Source organism: Candidatus Hydrogenedentota bacterium (assembly GCA_012523015.1).
Taxonomy (GTDB): Bacteria; Hydrogenedentota; Hydrogenedentia; order Hydrogenedentales; family CAITNO01; genus JAAYBJ01.
This window is the reverse complement of record JAAYJI010000169.1, coordinates 1-23,433: the sequence shown is the minus strand read 5'-3', so window position 1 is coordinate 23,433 and position 23,433 is coordinate 1. Positions and strand designations below refer to the sequence as shown.

The following is a 23,433-nucleotide window of genomic DNA, read 5'->3' as shown; positions in this document are numbered from 1 at the left end:
GCATTGCGGCATGTGATTGAAATGCGCACCGATCCTCATGCAGAAGAAGAGATTCGTTTTCTTTTCGGAAAAGTCTATCATCTGGTGAAAAAACGATACCCCAATCTTTTCGCCGACTATGAGGAAATGGAAGTGGATGGTTTGCCTTGGGTAAAAACCACGCGCTCGAAAGTATAAGCTTAATCGGGGTCATGACTAGTTTTCTTGGGATTGTTGACGATGGTCATGATCCATGGTGAATGATCGTTTTTATAATTTCGTTTTACTTGGGTTTAGGGCTTGTAAATAAAAAAAGGTTGGAATGGCCGGCGGTACCTTAGGCGTTATAAGAGGCATCGCTATGCCATCGGATACCGTATAGCAATAACACGCCCTGCTCGGGATAAAGCGAAGACCGATTTCAACACTGCAGAACACGGTTCTGTTGAAAAAGTAGTTTTTTTTCTTATCAAATCAAAAGTCAGGAGAGGTCATCATGTTTGCTGTCCGTGAGCGGTTTAAACTGGATGAGCATTTTTTAGAGTACTACCAAAATCGGCAACCCGAATGGGGGCCTTTAGGCTATATTACATTTAAACGCACCTATGCGCGGTCCTTGCATAATGACCCCGGCAAAAGAAGTGAAGAGTTTTGGGAAACCCTGCGCCGCGTCATCGAAGGCTGCTACACGATCCAATGGAATCACTGCTTAAGCCTGAAACTTCCGTGGAAACCGGAAAAAGCGCAGCGCTCCGCCCAAGAAATGTTTCGGCTCATGTGGGATTTTAAATTCCTGCCGCCCGGGCGCGGACTGTGGATGATGGGAACCGACTATATTTATGCGCGGGGCAGCGCAGCGCTCAATAACTGCGCCTTTGTCTCCACGGAAGATATCGATACAGACTTCGCCGAGCCCTTTTGCTTTCTCATGGATTTGTCCATGCTCGGCACAGGTGTCGCCTTTGATACAAAAGGGGCTGAAGGCGTGACGATCCGCAGTCCCCAGCGCCGCGAATACACCCATGTGGTGGAAGACTCGAAAGAGGGATGGACCGATCTTGTCCGTACCGTGCTCAATGCTTATGTGGGACGCGGTCAGCGGCCCGTGCAAATCGACTACTCGAAAATACGGCCCATGGGGGCTCCTATCAAAACTTTCGGCGGCATCGCGCCCGGTCCCGGCCCGCTCCAAGAGTGTATCGCCAATATCGACAAAATACTTGCCCCCCGTGACGGTTGCGCAATTTCGTCTGTCGACATTACCGACCTCATGAATGTGATAGGCAAATGTGTGGTTTCCGGCGGTGTGCGGCGTACGGCAGAACTGGCGCTGGGCGATCCGAGCGACGAAGAATACCTGCAGCTGAAAGATCCCAAACGCAACAAAGAGCGTCTATTGGAATGGCGTTGGGCGTCGAATAACAGTATCATCGCAGAAGAAGGCATGGACTATCAGCAGGCGGGAACCCAGACCGCGAGTAACGGTGAGCCCGGCTATTTTTGGCTGGAAAATGCCCGTGCCTACGGGCGCGTCAAAGATGGGCCTTCCTATATCGACGCGAAAGTGGCGGGCACCAACCCCTGTGCAGAACAAAGCCTTGAGTCCTATGAAATTTGTAATTTAGTAGAGACCTTCCCGTCGCGCCATGCGTCGCTCGAAGAATATAAGCGCACGTTGAAATTTGCGTATCTCTACGCGAAAACAGTGACCTTGATCCCCACCCATAATGAGCGGACTAACGCCATCATGCTGCGTAATCGACGCATCGGCCTGTCCCAATCGGGTATTGTGGAAAGCTTTACCCGACACGGACGGCGCGAACATTTCCGGTGGTGCGACGAGGGCTATAAATACGTTGGACAACTCGACCGCATCTATTCGCAATGGCTGTGTGTCCCGGAAAGTATTAAACGAACCAGTATCAAACCGAGCGGTACCGTTTCCTTGCTGCCCGGCGTCACGCCCGGCATCCATTATCCGCACAGCCAATATTACTGGCGGACTATACGACTGGATAAGACCAGTGTGCTTATCGATCCCATCCGCCAAGCAGGTTATCGATTGGAAGAATCCGTTTACGGCGATAATACGCTGATCGCCTATTTCCCTGTAAAAGAGAAATACTTTGTTCGAGACAAGAATAAGGTGAGCATTTGGGAGCAGGTCGAGAATGTGGCGCAGATGCAGTATTATTGGGCGGATAATCAAGTCAGCGCCACCATTACCTTCCGAGAGGAAGAGGCGCAGGACATTCCCTATATCCTCGAACTGTACGAGTCGCGGCTCAAATCCATTTCCTTCATGCCCCTGAAAGATCACGATTATCAACAGGCGCCTTATCAGGAAATCACGCAAGAGGCTTATGAATACGCCATCTCCAAATTAAAAATCCTGAACTTCCACAGCATGAATACCGATGAAGTGCAAGACCTCTATTGCGACGGCGGCCGCTGTGAGATTCCTGTCACCGCGCCTGTTCCGGAACAACAGGAAGTGCCCTTTGATACGTGTGAAGAAGAAGAAGCGGCACGACCTAATGAAGGGGAAGTGGGCGCTCCTGTATAAATAGCGCTGCGTCACGCTGTGCGCGCGGCAAAAGCATAAACGCGGCGGCGTTGCGCACACACCTTAGCGCCTCGCGTCGAAACCAGAGTGTATAGCCATATAGCAAAAGCCGGCTGTGTCGTAACATACACAACCGGCTTATTTTTCGCTTCGATACAGAGGGTTTTGTTTAGCGTTGGCTGTTTACCACCGCCTGCAGATAGCGCAGGTAATCATTGAGAGGAATCAAGCCTGAACCTGATTCTTGGGGCGGCACAAGGAGCGACTTATTGTCTTGACCGCCTTCGTCGCCGTCTTTCTCTTCCTCTGCAGGAACGGGCGCGGGCGCTTCGTCCTCAATCTAGGTTCCATCGCTGATTAAGACTTCCACATTGGTTTCCGGGTCAACAATAATCGGTGTTTTACTGCGATACCCGCCAAAGGGCACCAGTCCAAAACGTTCCGTATATTTCAAATACAATAAGGCGCGGTCGCCCTTTTTGAAATTCGGGACGGAGGTGACAGCAGTCACGATATTGCCATGCTTGCCGCCGATAACAGAGAAGGTCAGTTTCGAATCCTTGTTCAATTGACCCTTGACCACACGGTTGACCTTTACAACGACGTCGGTATAAATTCGATTATCTCGCCCCAAGCGGCCTTCGGCAGAGGTGACAACGCCGGTAAAGACATAGTCGGAATCGGCTACCAAGGCTTCGGTGGGGATAGGCAATTGCCCTGCAAAGGCCGTGGCGGCGAAGAGCATAAGAACAAGCACGATAGCGGCAACGGCGGCTTTAATGCGTTGTAAGCGGGGACGATGTTTCAAAATCATTCCTCCCAACATGAGCAACAGGATCACGGTCAGGATACCGGACTGTGCCAACCTGAGCGTAACGAGGATGGTTCCGCGCACCACTTTTAAGAGCGTCTGATGTTCCATCAATTGTTTGGCGAGGTAAGGAGCGGCATGATAATAGAGATCTACACAAGCCGTGCCCACAGCGGATTTAAGCAATATGGTATCGCGGAACTGACGCAAGCCATTGTTCAAGCGTGTAAAGACCGCTTTGGAACCGCCGGAGCCGCCTATTCCGCCGGAACCGCCGCCGCCTTTAACACCGAGCAATCCGAGCAGTCCGCCGCCCTCGGGCAATAAACCGTCGATACCATCCAACACACCGTCCGTATCCACGCCTTCGCCGAAGTCTTCAATGATATTCATAGGACAGACATTGTCTTCATCACCGAACATGGGCTTCTGGGCAGGCAGCATCCGTTCAAGAATTTTTTCTGATTTTTTGCTGATTACGGTATTCTTTTCGAAATCCCACGCCAGCGGCGTACCGGTGAAATAATTGTCGATGCCGTATACATTCCCAAATTCGTTGTACACTTCCGAGGGATAATTGGTGGTAAAAGAATCGGATTCCCGAACGTAGATGGAATAACTGATGGGGAAATCCCCTTGTATGCTGTCAAAGTCTTCCGCGACCATATCGGGCGGCGCTTGACGATCATAACCGCTTCCGGTCAAGGGATTCATGGTGAATACGTAAGACGGTTCGTAGAGGAAGTTTGCGCCGGGCAGTTCCATCTGCTTCCAAAGGCCCATCAAGTTGAATTTGCCTTGAAGCTGAATATTGGAAGATTTTTGGTAGAGTCCGGTCATGGTGCTGAAGAGAGGAACCCGTTCCGCCGTGTCATCGGTACTCAAGCTTGCCCAAGCGACAACATGAGCGCCGGCGATGGGGATGGAGGGCACGCCGGAGGTGTCCCGCGCATGGGTGCGCGCTTCTTGTTTAATACTAAAGAAATTCTCAAGCCCGTCTTTACGGGGATAGAGCCAGGAAACGCCTGAAATATCGTCCGGGGCAAGATCACGCCATCCCGCTTCATAATTACCGTCGACCGTCTCGGTCAGGAAATAAACGGGGAACATGGTCGGCGTTGCGCCTCGGCAACTGCGTACACCCCGGGCATCGGTAATTTGCAATACAGCCGGCTCCACAGGCAAGCCGAAATCATCGCTGAAGAGGACATCATTATAGGGGTCAAGATTATTCAAGGGCGTGTAGGCGAGTCCGAGGAGATGCCCCACACTGTGGGCGATGGTAGCTTGAAGATCCAAGGTACCGAAAGAAGTATTGGGCGCCAGATCGGAGCGGTGCATGCTCGCATTCACCACAATGTCACAATCCAAAATGGTTTCCGCGGGCACAATAACATCTCTGCCGGGCAGCTCCAATATGGATGTGTCAATGGTGTAGGTAATCATGGTGATGGCCGGCACAGCCCACGATAAGCCGGGTATGGCGTAATCATCGTCGTCGACCTGTGAATAGCCATCTTCAGGTCCGACCTCATCGACCTGCATGAAGACCATGGGCAAATAGTCGAGAGCAAGGGTCCCGGCCATGATGGGATCTTCTATGAGCCCGGCAAAGCGAAAAGCGGCATAACTGGTGGGCACATCCTGCCAGACCTGAAATCCTTCTTTCACTTGTTCTATTTCAGCGGGACTAAAACCCCGGGGACCGGATTCGATGCGAAATTCTAATCCTTCCCCTTTCTCGATAACACCATTATTATTCGTGTCAAAATCTCTGAAGGGCCACGTGGCATAGCGTATTTGCTGGTTCAAATTGAACCCGCCTTTCGGGAAGAACCCATGGGCGGTTCCAACGAAACCAACCAATACCAATACCAAACAGGCACCCGCTGTCAGGAGACGCATCGCCTTTGTCATCCGTCCATCCTTTCCTGGGCTAATCATGTCACATCAAAACGGAACCGTACTGCTGCCGCGGCGGCCCGCGACGAACAACACGACCACAAGTCCCGCCAGCAACAATATATCTCCGGCAAATCCCGAGGATTCTTCCGAAGCAGGACCACATCCGAAGAAGAATAATTTTTCCCGCGATTCCGGGTTTACATATTCAAAGCCGTTAACAAGCACATCTTTGCCGTAATTGGCACCGCTGCTGATAACGGTCACATCCATCAAGCCTGTTTGCGGCAACCCGCCTAGGGGGAAGCCCACGGTTACCTGCGTACCATCGGCGGAGATGTCCAAGATCGGCATGAGTGTCTTTCCGAAATACACGCTGAGATCCATACCGTCAAAGAAGTTTTCGCCGTGCAGCGTCACCGGGAACAGATCCTTGGAAGCACGGGCAGGATTGACCCGCAAGAGGGACGGCCCGTTCATATTCATGTTGCTCATCAACGAGAACAGATCGCTGCGACTGGCTTCTTCACCGGTTTCGGGATTACGCACAATCACAGTAATCGGAACTTGCGGCACGATCCCTTCACGGGAATGGATGGTCAGGCTGATTGCCGTATCGTTCGCAGCATTCACAACCACGTCATAGGCACTCATCACGACGGTAGGATTGTCGCCGAAATTGTTGCCGTAAATGACCAAATTAAATCCTAATCCCGGAAGCGTTTGTATGGGCAGTACATTTTGCGATGCCGAACTGATTTCAATGCTCTGCGGACCGATGGGCCGTTTACGAGCGGTGATCAAGCCCGAGCGCTGTTTAATAGAACTGCTTGAACGCAGCCAATTCAATCCGCTCGTATCGGGGCGCTGTACGCCTGTGTATTCTTTCATGAAATACATGGTAGGCGGCTCTTTGAAGTAGGAGACAAAGCCCACGCCGCGCTCCGCCCACGGAAATTCACGGAACTTCATATAATCATACTGCGCTTCGGATTTGAGGCCGGCCCAAATATGCGGATCCGGTTCACTGGGCGTATTGGGCCCGTAGGAAACGATACCTGCACGCAGTGTATCGCCCACACCCATGCCGTTAGCAGCACGAATTACGATAAAGAAGTCGGGGCCGGCGTCTCGGCTGTTATTGCCCTCGCCGAAAGTATCGGGGACGATTTGACGGTTCCTCGGCTGCTCTTCAATGGGCAGCGGGAAATCACGGGTCCCGGGAAGAGAGAAGACAAAACGGATCTTAATGTCTTCTGCGTTACGCCCGACAAAACGCGGTTCCACATCCAGATTCAAGGGAATGTCGATATCCGGGTCGAAGAGTCCGCTGCGATTGTTCGGGTGATTAACATTATCACGATAAATCGCCACACCGCTGACGCGCTGATCCAGATCAAGGGGCAACAGATCAATGGTCGGGTTGAAATTAGCGACTTCACCATCCTGATAGAGCTCCACAGTGACCTCTTCCAAGAAAGTGGGTTCTTGCACAATACGCCACGCGCCGCTTCGCGGTGTTCCACTGCGCAACGTTAGGGTATTGCTCGTGTTACTTAGGATTTCGTAGCTTTCAAAACGGTTATCAACAAGGAAGTCACCGACAAAAGCGTTGGCTGCCCAGTTCACACCGCTTACAATAAAGGCTTTAGGAGAACCGGTGCCCCCTTGACCTTGTGCACGGGTGCCGTCTTTGCGGTTGGTGGCGATATCCAATCCGAGGACGGGCACGGCAGCGCCGCCAACGTGGATATCACTCTTACGCTGGGTCATGTCCACGATTTTCATGGGCACGTTGGCTTCCAACATGTCATGACCGTAATATTCCTGTACGGGGCCTTCATCACCGTGACTCTTGAGATAGGCACGGGGGCTGGTGGTCATGGAATATTTATATTGGATACCGGCATCGCGCCTATTTGCAGCACGGGACGGTAAGCTTGCAGGAATAACAGCGCGGAATTTTTGGAAGCGCGCGATCTTATCGGAAGTCTTCACGGTGATGTACAGATCAGGTCCACCCGTATCGGAAGAAGCGGTGTCAGTCGTGGGAAGTTCCCAATGTTTCACGGGCGCAAAGGTCAACACCCACGCTTTATCCGCTTCATCGACAAAGCCGTCGCCGTTGAGATCATCGGGCTTACCGTTGCCGTTGAGGTCAACCAATTCGGGGGCTGTCCCCCACTTGGCGCCGGTCACAGGCAGTACGCGATGCATCAAGGGCAGCGCTGAATCGGAATAGCCTTCAATTTCTTCGGGATTTATGAAAAGGTAGCCGGGAAGACGGGATGCATCTTTGTCGCGTTCCCACAATAAGACGCCTGAGGACAGGCTCTTATTATTATTGTTGTCGGGATCCAAGGGTTTCAAAATATCGGGGGAGAAATCAGGACCCCAGAAGGCAACTGTGATCTCGCCCAAGGTCAGACTATTTCCTTCTTCATTGACGACTGGATCTACACTGCCCACCAGATTGATGCCGAGCATAGGCGTATGCTTGCTGTTGGCATCCACTTTTTGGGTTAGCAGCCGTGCTTGCGCGTCCTGAGCGTCCCAATCGATATAGCGTGGGAAGGCATCGGTTCCTGACGGACCCGGCCACGTCAAGCGAGAAGGTGTGATGGGCGCCGCAGGCGGCATGGGATAGGCTCCGGAACGGGGCCCTTTCGGTGCGCGGTCTGCGTTGACATCATAGAAGGGTGCCTGCTCAAAACTGTTGCGGGGCATGCCCCATGGACCGGTAGTTAAGCGATATCCGAGACCATCCACGCCTACAGCAGAAGCGAAGTCCATGGGGAAAAAGGAATAGACATCGGGATCATGTCCGTTTGCAAAGCGAGATCTTGCCAATCCCGTCGGCTCTGTCCAAATGCTCAGCCAACTGGGCTCTTGGTTACGGATAGGGCTGTACCCCATATCTGCATAGGTAATTTCTGTATCCATATCAATTAAATAATTGGGGATAAGCATGAATATGGCTTCGAAGAGATCCTCGTCAATCTTCAGAGCTTGGCGCAAGATATCGCGTTCGTGGGTCAATACGAGATCATGCACTTCCAAACCAACCTTGAAGGGTTTCGCTGCATTAGCATTTAACGTGCGTTCCGGCCAGAAAGGCTCCTCAAACCAGCGCGGATCATTTTGCCAAGTACGTCCGTCTAAGATCGATTCCTGGTCGGGTATCTGGCTATCCACAAAAATACCGCCGGTCCACGTACGGGTCGCAACATCGTAGCGTCGCGGCTCTATAAAGGCTCGGAATTCAGAACCGGGCCGCGCGCCAGCATTGGTGGCAGGGCGGTTTGAGCAATCTCTGAAGCCGCTGTCAAAGCGCGCCGTTACGAAGAAATCATAGGCGAACTCGCTGCCAATCCTGATTTGATCTTCGTCATAGGCAAAGGCGGCATCATTGGGTGTGGGCTCAACATAGGCCTGTGGATAGTCGTCTGTTGCGACAAATTTTAAACATATTTTCCACCATGGATCACCACCGCCCGGCGGTTCAGGAATGTACTCCCAGTAGGCGTTACTGGGCACGCCGAGAAGGGGCTCGTCGCCATTAAAGGAAACACCCAAGTCTTGCGGTGTAGGCGTATCAAAGATTTGGTTATTATTCGTATCCTGCCACACCCACAGCCCATTTTGACACACATGATCGCCCCAAGTTCGACTGTCATTGCCGCCATATTTAATGGGCTTCAACGCGGTGTTTGGATTAAAGCCGCCGTTACCCGGCGCGCCATGGGGGTCGCCGCCCACATCCGTGAGAATCACGTTAACTTCAGAAAGTATGGGCTTATTTTCTTTATTATTGCCGCCGCTCAGTGAAGGGGTGGAATGCAGATTGATTCCGATCACAGCCGTCCAGTCGTCCAGGGCTACGAGTTTTCTAAACTCCATAAATTGGCCGGTGACAACCGTCATCCACTGCAAGGGCTTATTCCATCGCGGCCGTGAATATTCCGCCAAGGGCAGGGCAAGGAAAGGAGAAGTTCTCCAGAGGTTCGGCGTTGGGATGGCCGCTAATCCCGGCAGCCCTGAAATAGCCGAAAAGTCGGGCCCTGACGGATCATAGGCACCGAAGGAAGAAGAATAAAAGGCCTCTGCTTCGAGCTTTTCCGGATCGTCATCATAGAAATTAGGGCTATAGGTATCAAGCACCACGCCTTCTTCATCGCGCGGCACCCGCCCCCGGGCATCTACCATGACTGCATTGGTGATTTCCACGCCCAAGCTCAGTTGACTGCGCCATGTAGCCGAAGTGCGCACTGCAACAATATAAGCATTGCCTGTACAATCGTCGACATCGGGTCCGGCAGAAATAGAATAGGCTGGCCCGGCAAAGCTAAGATCGTAGGTGAGATCGTAGCCTTCAACCGGCAGACCATTAGTCGTCAACAATTTACCTCGATCTCTGCCATTACTATCCCATGTAAAGAGCAGTCGATCGGTGGGATAGTCTAAGTTACCGTAGCGCGGTTCGCCAGCCAGATTTTCCTCATCGGTACAGGTGTCTTGGAAGAAACCAAATTCGAGCAAGTCGCTGGTGTGCAGCCCGCGCGTCACGGTATATTCTAAATCCCGTTCTATATGGTCATCATTGACCAAAGAGAAAGTCAGCCTCTGCAAGGAACGGGGCGCACGATTTTCCGGGTCATAGGACATGGTGAATCTGAACAAAGGTACCCAATCGTGTAACGGCAGCAAGGCTTCTTTATCGCGAATAAGGGTTTCGAAACTGAGATCGGCCGTGGGCACATCCCCGTCGCCGCCCTCTCCTTCAGAGGGTCCTTCCCCTTCAAAGGGTCCTTCCCCTTCGAAAGGTCCTTCACCCTCGAAAGGCGTCTCGCCGTCGCCGTCACCGCCGGCATTCCACTCATCCCGCGCGTTGGCGGGTCGTGGGAATATGGCTGTGGAAACGCCGCGCCGTGCTTGCCAACCTGCCACCGGACTCGCTTCAACCCAACCGCGACCATCGCTACTATACCAGACGTCGTTGAAATCGTTACTGGCTTTTTGGTCGCGGCTCCATCCTGCCATAACAAAAATTTTGCCATCGTAGACAATGGAGGCGTGCTCGCGTCTGCCCGGCCATCCGGCATTCGCCGTTTCCTGCACCCACTCCACGCCGTCTGCGGATGACCAAACATCATTGGCGTAACTGCCGGTTGCCCTATAATCCGACGCGGCTTGACCACCCATGACGTACATGCGTGGTTTGCCCGGCTCCGCTTCAAATACGACGGAGGTATGGCCGAAACGGGGTGACCAATGGGGTCCTGCCGCTACTTGCTCCCAATTCTTTCCGTCTGTGGTCGACCAAATATCGTCCATGAGCAGCAACTCGCCATCGGTATCCTTTGACGTGCCGCCCATCACAAAGAGTTTGCCGTTCAAGACTACGGAGCTGTGATAAGCACGGGCGCTCCAAGGCGCTGCCTCCGTCTGATTATCCCAATACATCAGGTTAGGTCCCTGAGAGGTCCATACATCATTGAAAAATTTATCGTTGACGCGGTCAGTCGAGTAACCGCCTATAAGCCACGCATTGCCGTTATATACGACGGTCGTGTGCCCGCGCCGTGCGGACCATGCGGCATAGGTAACCAATCGTTTCCACTTTTTTTCTAAGGTATCGAGAAGCCAAATTTCATTAAGGCCGGGCGATAGATTTGAAAATCCGCCCAAAACCCATAACCCCATGCTGCTCGTAACACTTGTTTGTCCGGCGCGATATCCAAAGTCTGTGCCGCTTCCGGCATCCCATTTATGCCCGGCAGGCGGTACTTCCGTCATTTTAAATACTGCGCCGGGGCTTAATTTATCAAAGCCGAAGGGGTCATCACCGACAAAGTTGTAGGTTCCGCCCAAAAGATAGACATCCCCTTCTTCTTTCGGATTATCGGCTGCCAAGGGCAAGACGGCAGTAGGCGCGCCCTCTTCTGCATCATGGTCATCGTCTATCACTGCGTCGCGGTAGTCGGCAACATTACCCATGCTCGTTCGTGCGTTGTCGGAAGGAGCGTCGCCGCCCTCATAGCGGCCCACAGGGACATCAGCGAAACTTAAATGAGGATTGGAAAATAAAAAGACTTGTGTCGCGCCCTGAGGAGGAGTCATGATTGACGCATAACCTTGTCCGTCACGACCGGTCCATCTTGCGCCTGATGAAAAGGCGTAGAGACCGCCCCCATCCTGCCCTGTATTCTCCGCTTGATCCGGACTGCTGTTGCAACCTAAGGTATAGCCAAGCTGCCGAACCAGTGCCACATCTGCATAGGAAACAGGCACCACAGAGAAACCATAGCGCGCATCGCCTGCAGGATCTTTCATCAGCCACGCAGCACCACTCTCATCGGCGGTCATCAAAATCACGACGTCCGCGCCGTAGAGGTCGCGCCATTCGTGCAGTTCGTCTAGCGCAGCTTCCGGATCTAAAGCCTGGGGATCAAAATCTGCGGAATAGGTCGCACGATACAGATCAGTCACAGCATCGCCGCTTTCCTGATAGCTTACGGGCAGTGCAGCAACCAAGCGCAAAGATAAATCGACATCACTATCTGCGAAACTTTGGTTGGCACGGTGCAACGCCATTGCGATTACATTTGCCATACCCGAACGATGATCGGTCGCCCATAGGGCGGCATCTTTGGTAAAAGCAACCATTACATCAATGACAGCGCTTGCATCTTCGCCGGTGTCATGCTCCGACACATTCGGTACGCCGCCCGGGTGCGGGCCGGCGATGGCTTCGCACTCATAGCCGTCGTTATAGAGGCTCAAAGCTTCTTCCACAAGATAGGCACGGCCCGTCGCAGCATCTTCCGTTAAACTGTATGCCCGCTTCGTGTCCAACACTTCGATCCGACCCAACAAGCTTCCGTCATTGTCGAGACTGAGGAAGAAAGAACCGTGTTCCACGTCGTACAGAGGCCCTGACCAAGTACGTACACCGGTCACAGGCGTCTTGTGGTTTTCGACGCGACCCAACAATTCTACGTCGGGGAACAACGAAAATAAGACAGTACTTGAACCGGGCACTAAACTGCCTGATTCCAGCCTAGCACGGTCATATTCAAAGCTGTGCACGCCCTCACCGGTATCGATTCCTTTAATTAAAGGAGGCGCTGCACCATCCCTCTCCGCAGCAGCTGCTTCCCCTAAGGAAGCAGTAAACGGTGAGACACCAAAGAATACCCCTACACACAACAACATTGAGCACACAATGAGTAGGGTATGTTTCCCTTTTGTCGGTGAGACACGACTAGAAATCATATCGTCACTCCTATCCATCTGGAAATTTCGGCGGTTGAAGTGAAACAAGTACATCCGCAAATATATGTTTACAGCTATGTTTATAATTCATGATCTACGCACACCCCATTGATATTCCTCATCAAAAGAGTCCTACCCGGATGCTGACGCATTTTATATCATCCACTTTCTAAAAGATAATTCTTGACAGATTGTAATAAATTATTACATTTTTACGCGTGAATGTCAACAAAAATTTTATCGCCCTCTAAAAGGTCAGCGACAGCCACTTCATCAGCGCTCTTTTATCGGCATTCTCAACCCACCTTTTTACTCCAAATTAAAGCTAAACAGGTGGAATAAAACCGTATAGAAGTGCGGTAATCGCGGTAGCCTCAAGGGCATGACACCATTTTAAATCCTAGGCGTACCGTATAGCAAGAAACTCGCCATGGACGGGCGGCGCAACTTCTTTAGAAAAATGTGTACAAACGAATAACAATTTCATAATCTCGGCACGACGCTTTCCGCGCAGCTTCAACACGCCTGCATGCCGTCGCAGCACAACGCTCTCGCCGGAGATGCCTAGTAATCTTTCTTCCAGAACACACCGACGCCACTACGTTCTTGTGCGTTCGCATCGCCCTTCACTGAAATTTGCGGCGTCACCTCCACCTCCACCGATACCTTGCCGCTGTCCGTGGTCGTGCCTTGTTCTACTTCCACATAAACAGAATCCGTAAAATATTTCCCCATACCGACGGAGGTTTCATCGGCACGTTCGCCCGTGCGCAAATCAAAACGGTCAATCCCGGGCAGTTTAACATTGCCGGAGAAAAAAGGCACGCCGCCTAAACCTTGATTGAACATAGCGGCGACACGGGCAAGCTGAATCGCCTGCACGGGCGACAGCCGTGAGAGATTGCGTCCGAAAAGAATCTGTGCCAAAATTTCGTCTTGCGGCACCACCGGATCGGATGACAATTCCAGTTTCACATTCGACAATTCCCCTTTCAAACCAAGCCTGGCTTTTAAGGAGGGCGTGTCCACTTGTGCGCGCATATCTAAAAAAGGTTTATCGGGAGCGCCATCTAAAAAGAGTAATGCGCTGTCTTGCAATTGAAAGCGCCGATTCAAAAAGTCGAGGTGACCGCGAAGCACCGCCACACGCCCATCAATACGTATATCCGCAAGGGTACCGCCTACATGCAGTTTCCCGCCCCACTCGGAATCAAGAATGGGTGCCCGCGCATAAAACTTGCCCGGAATCTCACAATCCACATCCAAGCGGATCCGTTTTGCGAAGCCGGGGCTGCTCTTCGTATCACGCTGAAGCGCCTGCCCGTCGCGCAGTTCCGTTACCTCCAATTCAGGCGCCTCTTTACCCGGCAGTTCATCCGGCATGGACACCTCCATAGGGGTCACCTTGATCGCGCCCTTGAGCAGCGCATCCTTCAACGAACCTTTCAACTGCAAGTCGCCGCTCACCCGCCCGTTCATATAATCGAGCTCGGCGAAGCGTGCCTCCCGAAAATGAACCTGTGCCTCCATGGGAAAATCTTCCTCAGGGATCAGCCGTATTTCTCCTGTAGCGCTCATGCTCTCCTCGCCGCCCATGTCCGCTGTACACGACACCAGACGCAGCGCGTCCCGCTCCGCCACGAGATGCATCGCCACATGATCCATCCGCGTGCCGGTCTGCACAAACTCATAATCCACTTCATGGAGCGCTGCCTCACCGCGCACTTCAGGCCGCATCACGCCGCCGCCCAACGTAAAGGCTCCTGTTGCCGAACCGGTCACATCGTGATCATCCAGCCCCAAGACGGCGCAGAGCTCTTCCAGCTGTACATCAAAATCTATCGTGCCGCTCAGTCCTGTATCGCTTGGAATCTCCAAGAGCCACGGCTGCAAGTGTACCTGTGCCTGCACCGACGCCTGACAGTTCAGTTCCGCCACAGCGTCTAACACCGCCTTCATCGACAAGGCGGCACCGGCGGCGCCCAAGGAAAATTCACCGGATAGGTTCAGTGGATTTTTATCCAACACCACTTCTTCAGACAAGGCATCTGCTTGCGCCCGGAACTGCGCCGTCACAGTGGGCGCTTTCAGCGTACCGCTCAGTGATATCGTCGCCTCTGCCGCTCCGCTCAGCGCCGGCGCGCCAAAAGGAACAGCCGCGTCAAGAGGAATCTCAAGGGCACGCAATTCTCCCGACAGGGTTTCGCCCGCCCATTCCCCCTGAAGGTGCACGGTGCCGCTGCCCACCCGAAGCTGTAAGGGCTCAATACGCAATCCCGAGCTGAGCGCCGTCACACGGGCAGGCTCCTCAAGTCCAAAATCAACGGTACCGACTCGTCCTCCCGTCTCTTCCAAAATAAGCCGTTGATCGCGCGGAAACAAGCGGTGCTTCATGCGTACCGAAAAAGGCTGCTCTTCAGCTGAATCTTGTTTTAACAGACCTTCTGCAGCCAAGGTCAGGGCAAGCTCGTCCATGTCACCATCAGCATCAACAGTCACCGTTGCCGCTTCCATCATGCCCGCAGTCAACGCCGTGCCTTGCAGATTTCCCGTGCCTGCATAGCCTTTTCCGCTATCTTTGAGGGCTGCGTTAAAGCGCAGTGATGCCCATTGCACCTCACCAAACTCCAATGCCGATGCTTGCAGCTCTGCTTGAAGGGCGTGCTGCGCCGCGTGCACACTGCCTGTCATACGCCCCGCACAGGCTAGTCCTGCGAGACGCCCCAAGGCGGCGAGATCGGGAAAGTCGATCTTCAACGCTGCTTCCAGATCCTGCGCGTCCACATCATACGCAACCTGACCGGACAGAATATTCTGACCCGATTCCACGGTGAGCGGCGCAAGAAGGAAGCGATGATTGTCGCGGGTAAGTACAGACGCCAGTTCAACGCCTTCGGAGCCATGATTCAGATTACTCTGAATCGTAATTTCGGGATTCGATCCCGTCAGATCAGATGCAACCAGAGAAGCGTGCAAATCAAAGATCGGGCTATCAGCAACGGCTATACCTGCGCCGCGCAGATCCACATTAGCCGACAAATCCTTTATCGTGCCCTGCACGGAGCCTTCCACCGCCAAACGCCCTGACATAGATTGTGCCATGCCCTTGCTGATCTCTTGCAAACTCGAGACCTCCCCCTTTAGCGCCGCAGTCACTTCCTCTGTCGCCAAAGTATAGGAGAATGTGCCTTCTGCCGAAGCCGCAGGCGCTGAAAAATGGATTTCGGAAACTTGCAATTCCTCGCCGTCATAGATACCGGCAGCATCCAGCTGCAGCGCGCCCTTTTCCAGAAAAGCCAAGGAGGCAGGCGTCCCTTCCAAAGGACTGGTGTGATAAGCCATCTGGAAATTAAGTTGCAAGGGGTCGTAACTGCCAGTAATCTTCAGGTCTCCCTTCAAACTGCCCTCGGGGAGTTCGGCAGGTGCCATCGGCAAAGCGCGCAGCGCGGCGGCATCAAGGATCAGCGCCAGCGTCACCTCTTTATCGGACAAAGCAATAAGACCGTCTCCTTCCAGCCGCATGTTGCCGTCGGATAGGGTCAATTCGCTGAAGTGCAGCTGCCCCTCATCCAGTTCACCCCCGATGTTAAGGCTCCAGTCGTCAAGGCTTTCCTCTTTCACAGTCAAAGCTTTGCCTTGTGCCGTCAAGGTCATTTCCATCTGCGGCGGCGGCAGCTGCTGCCACGATTCTCAATTCGCCTGCACCGCGGCTTCTACGCTCTCCGCTGTAAGGGGCCCCGCCAGCAAATCAGAGGCATTGATCTTCAGCTCCAATGTTAAGCCATCTTGCCCGCCTTCAGCCTGCAGCTCGCCCGACAGAGCGCCCTGCAAAGGATTATCCCCGCCAAGGGCTATAAATTCTTGGAGCGCAGGCAGCTCCCAACGGGCGTTCACGTTAAGGTCAGGCTGATCCCAGGCATAGCGAGCGCCCGCCATTCCCTGCAGCCCTGCAAAGGAAAAGCTGCTTTCTTCCAAAACTACCGTAGCGCCGTCAGTATCAAGCACGCTGCCAAAGCTTAAGCGCAACAGGTCATCTTCATCACACCATGCCTGCAGCGGCGCTAACCTGCCCGGCCATGCCGATACGGTGCCTGCCAAACGGATCTTCTCATCCACATTAGCTTCCAGCGCTGCTTCCAAGACTTGTGTATCCGCCACAGACACGGCGCCCTTAATGTCCAGTGCCATATAGGGACCCGCAGCGGTTACTGTCAAAAGAGCCGCTTGTTCTTCCTCGTTGGAATCCATACCGAGCAGAAGGGCAATATTTTTATGGGCAGCGTGAAGCGTGAGTGCAAGCGTCTTTTCGTCAGGATCAAGATTCCCCTCCACAGCGGCTTCTATCAAGGCAGCCTTAAGTTCGCAACGCTGTATCGTCAGCGCGCCCTTTTCATCGAAGTACAACGCAACGTGGGCATCCAGTGTATCGCCCACCCACGCGCTATGATCGCGCAGCACAGGCAATTGCGATACGGCAAGCTGCAGCGCCGCACTAAGCGTGGCGTCCGTCTCTTCCATGAGCGCCGCATTACCTTCCGCCACGACCTCTCCGCCCGCCGTCAGGCGAAGCATGCCCTTCCAATCGTCGCGTCCGCCCACTCCTTCCACTTCCGCTATGACGGGTGACGGCAACGCTAAGAATTCGGGCAATAGCTTATCATCTCGTCCTTCCAGATGAATTTGCGGTAAGCCCTCCGCATAATGACAGGCGAACACAGCGTTAACAGTCTCCGCCTCGTCCAAGCCCTCCAATTGGAATTCCACTTCAGGAAAATACCTACCCCGTACGGGACTCACCTTTCCCGCAATATGAAAGTGCACTTCTTTGCCGATGACCGCTTCTCCCATGGTCAGCCGTCCAATCTTCAAAGTCTGCACTTCAATCCAATCGGGGATATCGGGAAGCGTGGGAAGAGGCTGCTTCTTCTCTTTCGGAATCGGTTTGTTCCACACCGTGATTTGATCCAGCTCCACAGCGTTCAGACAAAGGCGGCCGCGCAGCAAGGGAGCCAACGACAAGCCCACGGTCACCCCTGCCACATCCACAAAAGGCCCCCGTTCATCACAAAGGCGGAGGGCGGTCAACTGCACGTGCGTGGGTAGAATGCCCGACAACCCCTCGATTTCCAGCTCGTAATCGGTATAGTGATTAACGAACCACCGTGCGCCGGAAAGGAGCAGCCTTTTACCGGGGCCTGTCTGCAACCCCGCAACAAGCAGACACAGCACGATCACCAAAGCCAAAAGAAAAAGACTGATTCGACGCAGCCAACGGCGTGTTGCAATAAGAGTACTCATCATTAAAATGCCTGCCCGATACTGATATAAAACTGGGCGGTATTGTCAATATCTCTGCGTCGATTCAGCGGAATAGCCACATCAAAACGCATTGGACCGATAGGCGTGAAGTAACGAATCCCCACACCGGCACCCCATTGTACGGTCTCATTGAAATCAAAATAAGGCGTATCGTGGGCAGCACCGCCATCTACAAAGGCAACCAAGCCAAAACTCTCATTGAGCCGTTTGCGCAATTCGATGGACCAATCCATGACCGAACGTCCGCCTGTGGGGCGTCCCTTCTTATCGATAGGCCCCACGTCCTGATAGCCGTAGCCGCGGATACTGCCGCCGCCGCCTGCGTAAAAGCGTTCATCAGCGGGGATCCGTCCTAAAGCGGCTCCTGCGGTGACGCCCAAGTGCAGTCGTGTCGCCAGCGTATAGCCCGAGCCTGCGCCCAAGGGCGTGAAGGCGGATAGATTCATTTCATTCTTCAGGAACCAAACACCCGTATCGTGTACATCGATGAAAGGCGTCAGCCGCTCCGTGAATCGGTAGCCATGATTCGGATCCATTCGGTCGTCGCGGTAATCCATACTCAATTGAATGGGCAGCGAGAACAGATAATAGTTCTGCGTGCGTATACGGTCTTTCACCCTGCCCGCACGGAGTGCCGGCCCGAAGCCGAGCGTTATTTCCGGCGAAAAGTTACGTTCCAGCCATGCGCCCACATCGATCCTGCGGCTCCGATAAAAGTCCGTGTCTGTCTGTGCCGTCTTCCCCTGAATGCTCAAGGTGTTCTTCGGATCCAAAAACTCGGGGAAGTCATAGTTAAAGCCGAAATGCTGTTCCAGCTCCGTCGCCTGACTGCGCAAACGAAGGGTCCGTCCCCGGCCTGCAAAATTACGGTGCTCCCAGTCCCCTGCCACACCGGCGCCCTCATCGGTACGATACTGCAATCCCAAACTAATCGTGCGATGGCGGCGTTCCGTCAACTCCAAGTCGATGGGGATCTGCCCGTCTTCAATGGTATCCGCCGGTGCCGGTGTCGTACGAACGAGCGTATACAGTCCGCTCGTCTGCAGCCGGTCGCGGGTCTTTTCCACCAACGCCACATCGTACCAATCGCCCGCCTTCCACGCCACCGTGCTCAGCACCACTTCTTCGCGCACCTTCTCAAGACCATGGAGCCTCGCCGCGCCAAAACGAAGGCGTTCGCCCGACGCTAAATGGTAGGCAATGTACATACCTTCCTCATCATGATTCACCTGCGCCTCTTTGTCCAAGGCATAGGCGTAGGGATAGCCTCCGCGCAATAACTGTCGAACCAGACTTTGTTCGGCATCCAACAGCATCTGCGCCCGTGCCGGCGCGTCCGGCTGCAGCCCCGAATCCAATGCAATAGGCACCTCTGCTTCATCGGCGTCCCCTGCCTCACGCCACACATGTATTTCTATGGCTTTCAGACGATAGACGGCGCCCGGCTCCACGTCAAAAATAACTTATGGCGATGTATCAGACCACACAATACGGTGGGTCACGACGGCGCCGTAATAACCTTCCCCGTGGAGTACCTTCTTCAGCCGTTCCTCATGGCGCTTTGCAGGGCCTCGTAATTGGCTCTCCGATTCGGGTCCCGTTTTTTGCTGCCACAACGCGGAAGCATGCTCCTGCAACAGCTCGGAAAGCACGGGAACCGTCTCACAGTGCACCGTCACCCGAGGCATGCCGCCATTGGAATCACACACAGCAATACCATGTAAAGAAAACAAGAGGACAAGCACCCATAAGACGAGGCTTTGGGCGCGAAAATCACAACAAATAGATGCAATTGGGGAGGCTTTGGTCAGTCGTTTCTTCATAAGCCTATGATACCATATCACTTCAGGAAAAGGGGAAGCAGATCCTTGGCTTATTGCCTTTTTCCAAGACCGATCGGCTCAGTCATCATCCTCTTTTAAGCGGCAGTAAAGATCATAGACTTCCGCTTGCACAACACGGACTCTGTGCCATTGACCGGGAGCCAGGCCCGGCGCCGGCGCAAGATAGAGGGTCCCGTCTACCTCCGGCGCCTCAAAGGCGCTGCGACACCGCCATAAGGGGGTATCTTCGTCGGGACCGTCAATGAGCACGAGCTCTTCACCGCCTGCACGTCCTGCCATAAACTCGCCTGTTATTAAAGCCTGCAATCCCATCACCGCCTCCCACCGCTCTTGAATAACCTCCGCAGGAAGCTGAGCGCTCATGGCGGCAGCGGGACTGCCCTCCTCAGCGCTGAACGGAAAAGCGCCCAACCATTCAAAACGCTGCTCTTCCATGAATTGCAGCATGTGCTGATGATCCGCTTCTCTTTCGCCCGGGAAACCGACCAACATGGTCGTACGCAATACAAGCCCGGGAATGGTGCTGCGCAGTTGACGGAGCAAAGCGCGAATATCGACCCCGTTCCAAGACCTGCCCATGGCACGCAGCACAGAGGGCGCACTATGCTGAAGCGGAACGTCCAGATAAGGCACGATTTTCTTTTCGTCGGCAATCACTTCTATTAACTCAGGCGTGATGGCGTCGGGATAACAGTAGAGACAGCGCAGCCAAAAGTCGCCGGGCAAGGCGCAGAGATCCCGAAGCAATTGGGCGAAACCATAGTCTCTGTACAGGTCATGCCCATAAGCCGTGGTATCTTGTGCCACCACATTAATTTCGCGAACCCCCGAGTCTATAAGGGCACGGGCATCCCCCAATAAAGCTTCCCGCGGCACAGAATAGAACCGGCCTTTAATCTCTGGAATGACGCAATAGCTGCAGGCACGGTCGCAGCCGTCAGCAATCTTTAAAAAGGCATAGGGCACTTGGGACAGGCGCTTGCGCTTCACGGATTTGTCCCTATCCTGCCCTTCCGCGTCACACAAGCGACGCAGGCGCAGAAGCAGCCCGTCTAACTCATCAATCCCGTAGAAGCCCGTCACTTCAGGCAACTCCGCTTCCAGTTCCTTTTTGTAGCGCTGCGAAAGACAGCCCACCACAAAAATCTGCGGATCAGTGGAAGCCGTCTTTCGTGCATCTATCCACGACAGAATCATCTCCACCGATTCCGTTTTCGCATCAAGAATAAACGCGCAGCTAAAAATGACGATCACATCCAAGTCGACAGCACTTTCCTCCGGCGCAGCCGCTTGCACCACCTGTATACGATCCCCACAAGCCGACTTCAGACGCCCTGCAAAATGTTCTGCATCGGCCGTGTTCTTATCACAGCCAAGGATTACAATACCTGCTTGTAAAGGATTTTTCCGTTCCATAAGGGAAAGCTTATCTCCTCTTGGTCATGCTAACGCCAAAGAAAAAAAATCCGGCGCGGCTCTTTATCCCTACAGGGCACGGCAGCGCCGGATTGGATTCATCATTAAGTTATTTGCACGCGATCAAAGTGTTGATGGCATGTCGTCCACAGCGGCGACAGGCGCTTAAATCCCTTAGGATACAGCATCTTCAACCGCTTCAACGGCGTCGTCTACAGCATCCTCAGCCGTTTCGACGGCGTCGTCCACAGCTTCTTCGACTGCGTCAACGGCATCGCCTACGGCTTCTGCAGGCGCATCAACGACTTCCGACACCGCTTCGTCTGCGTCTTCAAGCGCTTCTTCCACAACGACACCCGCTGCTTCGGCCGCCTCACCCGCAAAAGCGCCTATCGATGCCGCGGCACGGGCAGCCGCCTTTTCCGCTGCTTTCTTTGCAGCCTCTTCGGCAGCAGCGGCTTCTGCAGCAGCGGCTTCGGCAGCAGGAGCTTCGGCAGCAGCGGCTTCATCCGCTTCGACAGCTTCTTCCACGGCAGCCTCTTCCACAGCGGCAGCTTCTTCTACAGCAGCTTCTTCCACGGCAGCCGCTTCTTCTACAACCACAGCGGGCGGTTCAATAACCACATCCTGCACCACCGCTTCCGGAGCAGCAGCCGGCGCCGCTTCACTGCCGTTTTCAGCATGAACGGCAGGGATAGCAAGCCACAACACCAGACTGACGACGACCAAACAATCCGCCACACCCAGCGCAATTTTCAGACCCTCACGAATAGATTTTTTCGCTGTGTATTTGCCGATCTGTGCGGGAACAATGGTGCCGCCCAGCAGACCGATGGCGAAAACCAGTCCGAATACGGTGCCTGCCGTACCGGCATTAATCGCGTCCGTCTTACCAAAAGCAACGCCTACCAAGGTTGGGAAAATGGGACCAAAAGCGAAACCGCTGATGATCGTGCCCAACACACCTATCTTCGCAGAAGGCGCGGCAACCATCATACCAATACCGATGACTGCCAACACGCCCAACATGGGGATAAGCATGGCAGGATCAATCTTACCGGACAGGAAAATCGCCGTCAAAAGCCGCGCAGCCATGAGGCTGATCCAGAAGGTGCTCAACACCGTGTTGGACGCTTTATCCGAAAGCTGGTGGGAATTCATATAGGTTGTTACAAATCCCGCCATAGTCGACTCTAAGGCGACATAGAAAAAGAGGGTGAATCCGCTGACCAGTACCGGCAGACTGGTGAGCAGCGACAAGACCTGTTTAAATTCGAAGCCGGAATCAGGCTGTGGGAAGCTGGCGCGAAAAGAATAGAGTACAGGAATAATCAGCACCACGCCGATGAGTCCCACCGTCTTTTTATAGCCCAAAAAGCCGAGCAGATAGGCAAGGATCAAAGGGGTAATAAAAGCGCCTACGCCAAAGAAGACGTTGAGCAGATTGCTGGCGCGGGCGGCGTCGGCGCCGCCAAAAAGAATCGTTGGTCCCAAGGTATTGCCCACCGTGTTCACACACATGGCAGCGATACCCAAAAGGAGACTCGCCAACAAAGCAACCTTATAAGAACGGGCGCTTGCCAGCAGCCATACACAAAAGGCGCCCAGAACAAAACCTGTCAGTGCCACCGCTTTATAACCGACTTTATCGGTAAGGGGTCCAATGATCAGCACAGCAATAAGGCAGCTGAACATCATTGAGGAAATCAGGGTGCCCACCTTGGCATCATCAATCTGCAGGGTCTCGGCCAGCTGCAGCTTTATGCTGCCCAAAATGGAAAAAATGACACCTAAAGCGAACACGCCGGAAAAAGCATCGGTCGCGCCAAGCAAATACTGCGCCTCTACGCCCAAATAACCTGTCATGGGTACATCCTCCCGGTTGGATCTTCAGCAGTCTACAAGCCTGAAGACGGATCTTAGCATCCTGGTTATACGTACACGAGGGCGGTCTCTTTCGCGCCCTTATTTACCTTGCACAAACATGAATGCCTGCCCCAGTGCACGGGCAATCCAAGAACCCTGCGGCCTAGAGATTGCACACTACCGAAAGGGCGGCACCTTGATTGTACAAAAACAGTACAGACCTACACAAAAGAAAAAAGGCAGCCCTATTTTTATAGGGAACGGCACTCCCGTCAATTGACATGACAGCAGCATTCGGTTATGATCTTATCGGCTTTTAAATGACTATTTTAAGCATCTGAAAAGCGCACCGTATAGAGACACCCTACAGCCCGGGACGTTGCCCACACCAAAGAGGACGATGAACGTTGAATCTGCGGCGAATCGCTTTAACCCTAATAATAGCGTTGGCCCTG

The 23,433-nt window shown here is 53.5% G+C and carries 10 protein-coding genes; 2 read left to right on the top strand and 8 right to left on the bottom strand.

Annotated elements, in window-relative coordinates; genetic code table 11:
- Both GX117_07590 and GX117_07585 read left to right on the top strand, forming a co-directional pair.
- On the top strand, nucleotides 1-177 hold a 177-nt coding region (locus tag GX117_07590; protein ID NLO33202.1), incomplete at its 5' end, for a hypothetical protein.
- 298 nt (nucleotides 178-475) lie between these two features.
- Nucleotides 476-2,545 (top strand): hypothetical protein, encoded by a 2,070-nt coding sequence (locus GX117_07585; protein ID NLO33201.1) that lies wholly within the window; start codon nucleotides 476-478, stop codon nucleotides 2,543-2,545.
- Between the two features lie 340 nt (nucleotides 2,546-2,885).
- Here GX117_07585 and GX117_07580 read toward each other — a convergent pair whose 3' ends face one another.
- The 8 genes from GX117_07580 to GX117_07545 all read right to left on the bottom strand — a co-directional run bounded on the left by GX117_07580 (nucleotide 2,886) and on the right by GX117_07545 (nucleotide 22,978).
- Nucleotides 2,886-5,273, bottom strand: coding sequence for a hypothetical protein (locus GX117_07580; protein ID NLO33200.1), 2,388 nt, complete (start codon nucleotides 5,271-5,273; stop codon nucleotides 2,886-2,888).
- 33 nt (nucleotides 5,274-5,306) lie between these two features.
- A complete protein-coding gene (locus tag GX117_07575; GenBank protein NLO33199.1) occupies nucleotides 5,307-12,533 on the bottom strand; it encodes a hypothetical protein in 7,227 nt (2,408 codons plus the stop codon).
- A gap of 564 nt (nucleotides 12,534-13,097) precedes the next feature.
- Nucleotides 13,098-16,181 (bottom strand): hypothetical protein, encoded by a 3,084-nt coding sequence (locus GX117_07570; GenBank protein ID NLO33198.1) that lies wholly within the window; start codon nucleotides 16,179-16,181, stop codon nucleotides 13,098-13,100.
- A 42-nt stretch (nucleotides 16,182-16,223) separates the two neighbouring features.
- Entirely contained in the window at nucleotides 16,224-17,834 is a 1,611-nt protein-coding gene (locus GX117_07565; protein NLO33197.1) for a hypothetical protein, read from the bottom strand.
- Nucleotides 17,834-19,303: a BamA/TamA family outer membrane protein gene (locus tag GX117_07560; GenBank protein NLO33196.1), complete on the bottom strand. Its 1,470-nt coding sequence runs from the start codon at nucleotides 19,301-19,303 to the stop codon at nucleotides 17,834-17,836. Before GX117_07560 ends, GX117_07565 begins: the two co-directional genes overlap by 1 nt.
- Before the next feature lie 12 nt (nucleotides 19,304-19,315).
- A complete protein-coding gene (locus GX117_07555) occupies nucleotides 19,316-19,675 on the bottom strand; it encodes a hypothetical protein (protein NLO33195.1) in 360 nt (119 codons plus the stop codon).
- A 78-nt stretch (nucleotides 19,676-19,753) separates the two neighbouring features.
- Complete coding sequence (gene rimO, locus GX117_07550) at nucleotides 19,754-21,112, bottom strand: 30S ribosomal protein S12 methylthiotransferase RimO (protein NLO33194.1); 1,359 nt, start codon at nucleotides 21,110-21,112, stop codon at nucleotides 19,754-19,756.
- Nucleotides 21,113-21,286: 174 nt separating this feature from the next.
- The gene (locus GX117_07545; protein ID NLO33193.1) at nucleotides 21,287-22,978 is read right to left on the bottom strand and encodes an MFS transporter; all 1,692 of its coding nucleotides are present in this window, start codon (nucleotides 22,976-22,978) and stop codon (nucleotides 21,287-21,289) included.
- Nucleotides 22,979-23,433 lie beyond the last annotated feature (455 nt).

Excerpts from the sequence above, each read along its gene's own strand:
- GX117_07585 (NLO33201.1), top strand. The coding sequence starts at position 476 with ATGTTTGCTGTCCGTGAGCGGTTTAAACTGGATGAGCATTTTTTAGAG.
- GX117_07580 (NLO33200.1), bottom strand. The coding sequence starts at position 5,273 with ATGACAAAGGCGATGCGTCTCCTGACAGCGGGTGCCTGTTTGGTATTG.
- GX117_07575 (NLO33199.1), bottom strand. The coding sequence starts at position 12,533 with ATGATTTCTAGTCGTGTCTCACCGACAAAAGGGAAACATACCCTACTC.
- GX117_07565 (NLO33197.1), bottom strand. The coding sequence starts at position 17,834 with ATGATGAGTACTCTTATTGCAACACGCCGTTGGCTGCGTCGAATCAGT.
- GX117_07555 (NLO33195.1), bottom strand. The coding sequence starts at position 19,675 with ATGAAGAAACGACTGACCAAAGCCTCCCCAATTGCATCTATTTGTTGT.
- rimO (NLO33194.1), bottom strand. The coding sequence starts at position 21,112 with ATGGAACGGAAAAATCCTTTACAAGCAGGTATTGTAATCCTTGGCTGT.
- GX117_07545 (NLO33193.1), bottom strand. The coding sequence starts at position 22,978 with ATGACAGGTTATTTGGGCGTAGAGGCGCAGTATTTGCTTGGCGCGACC.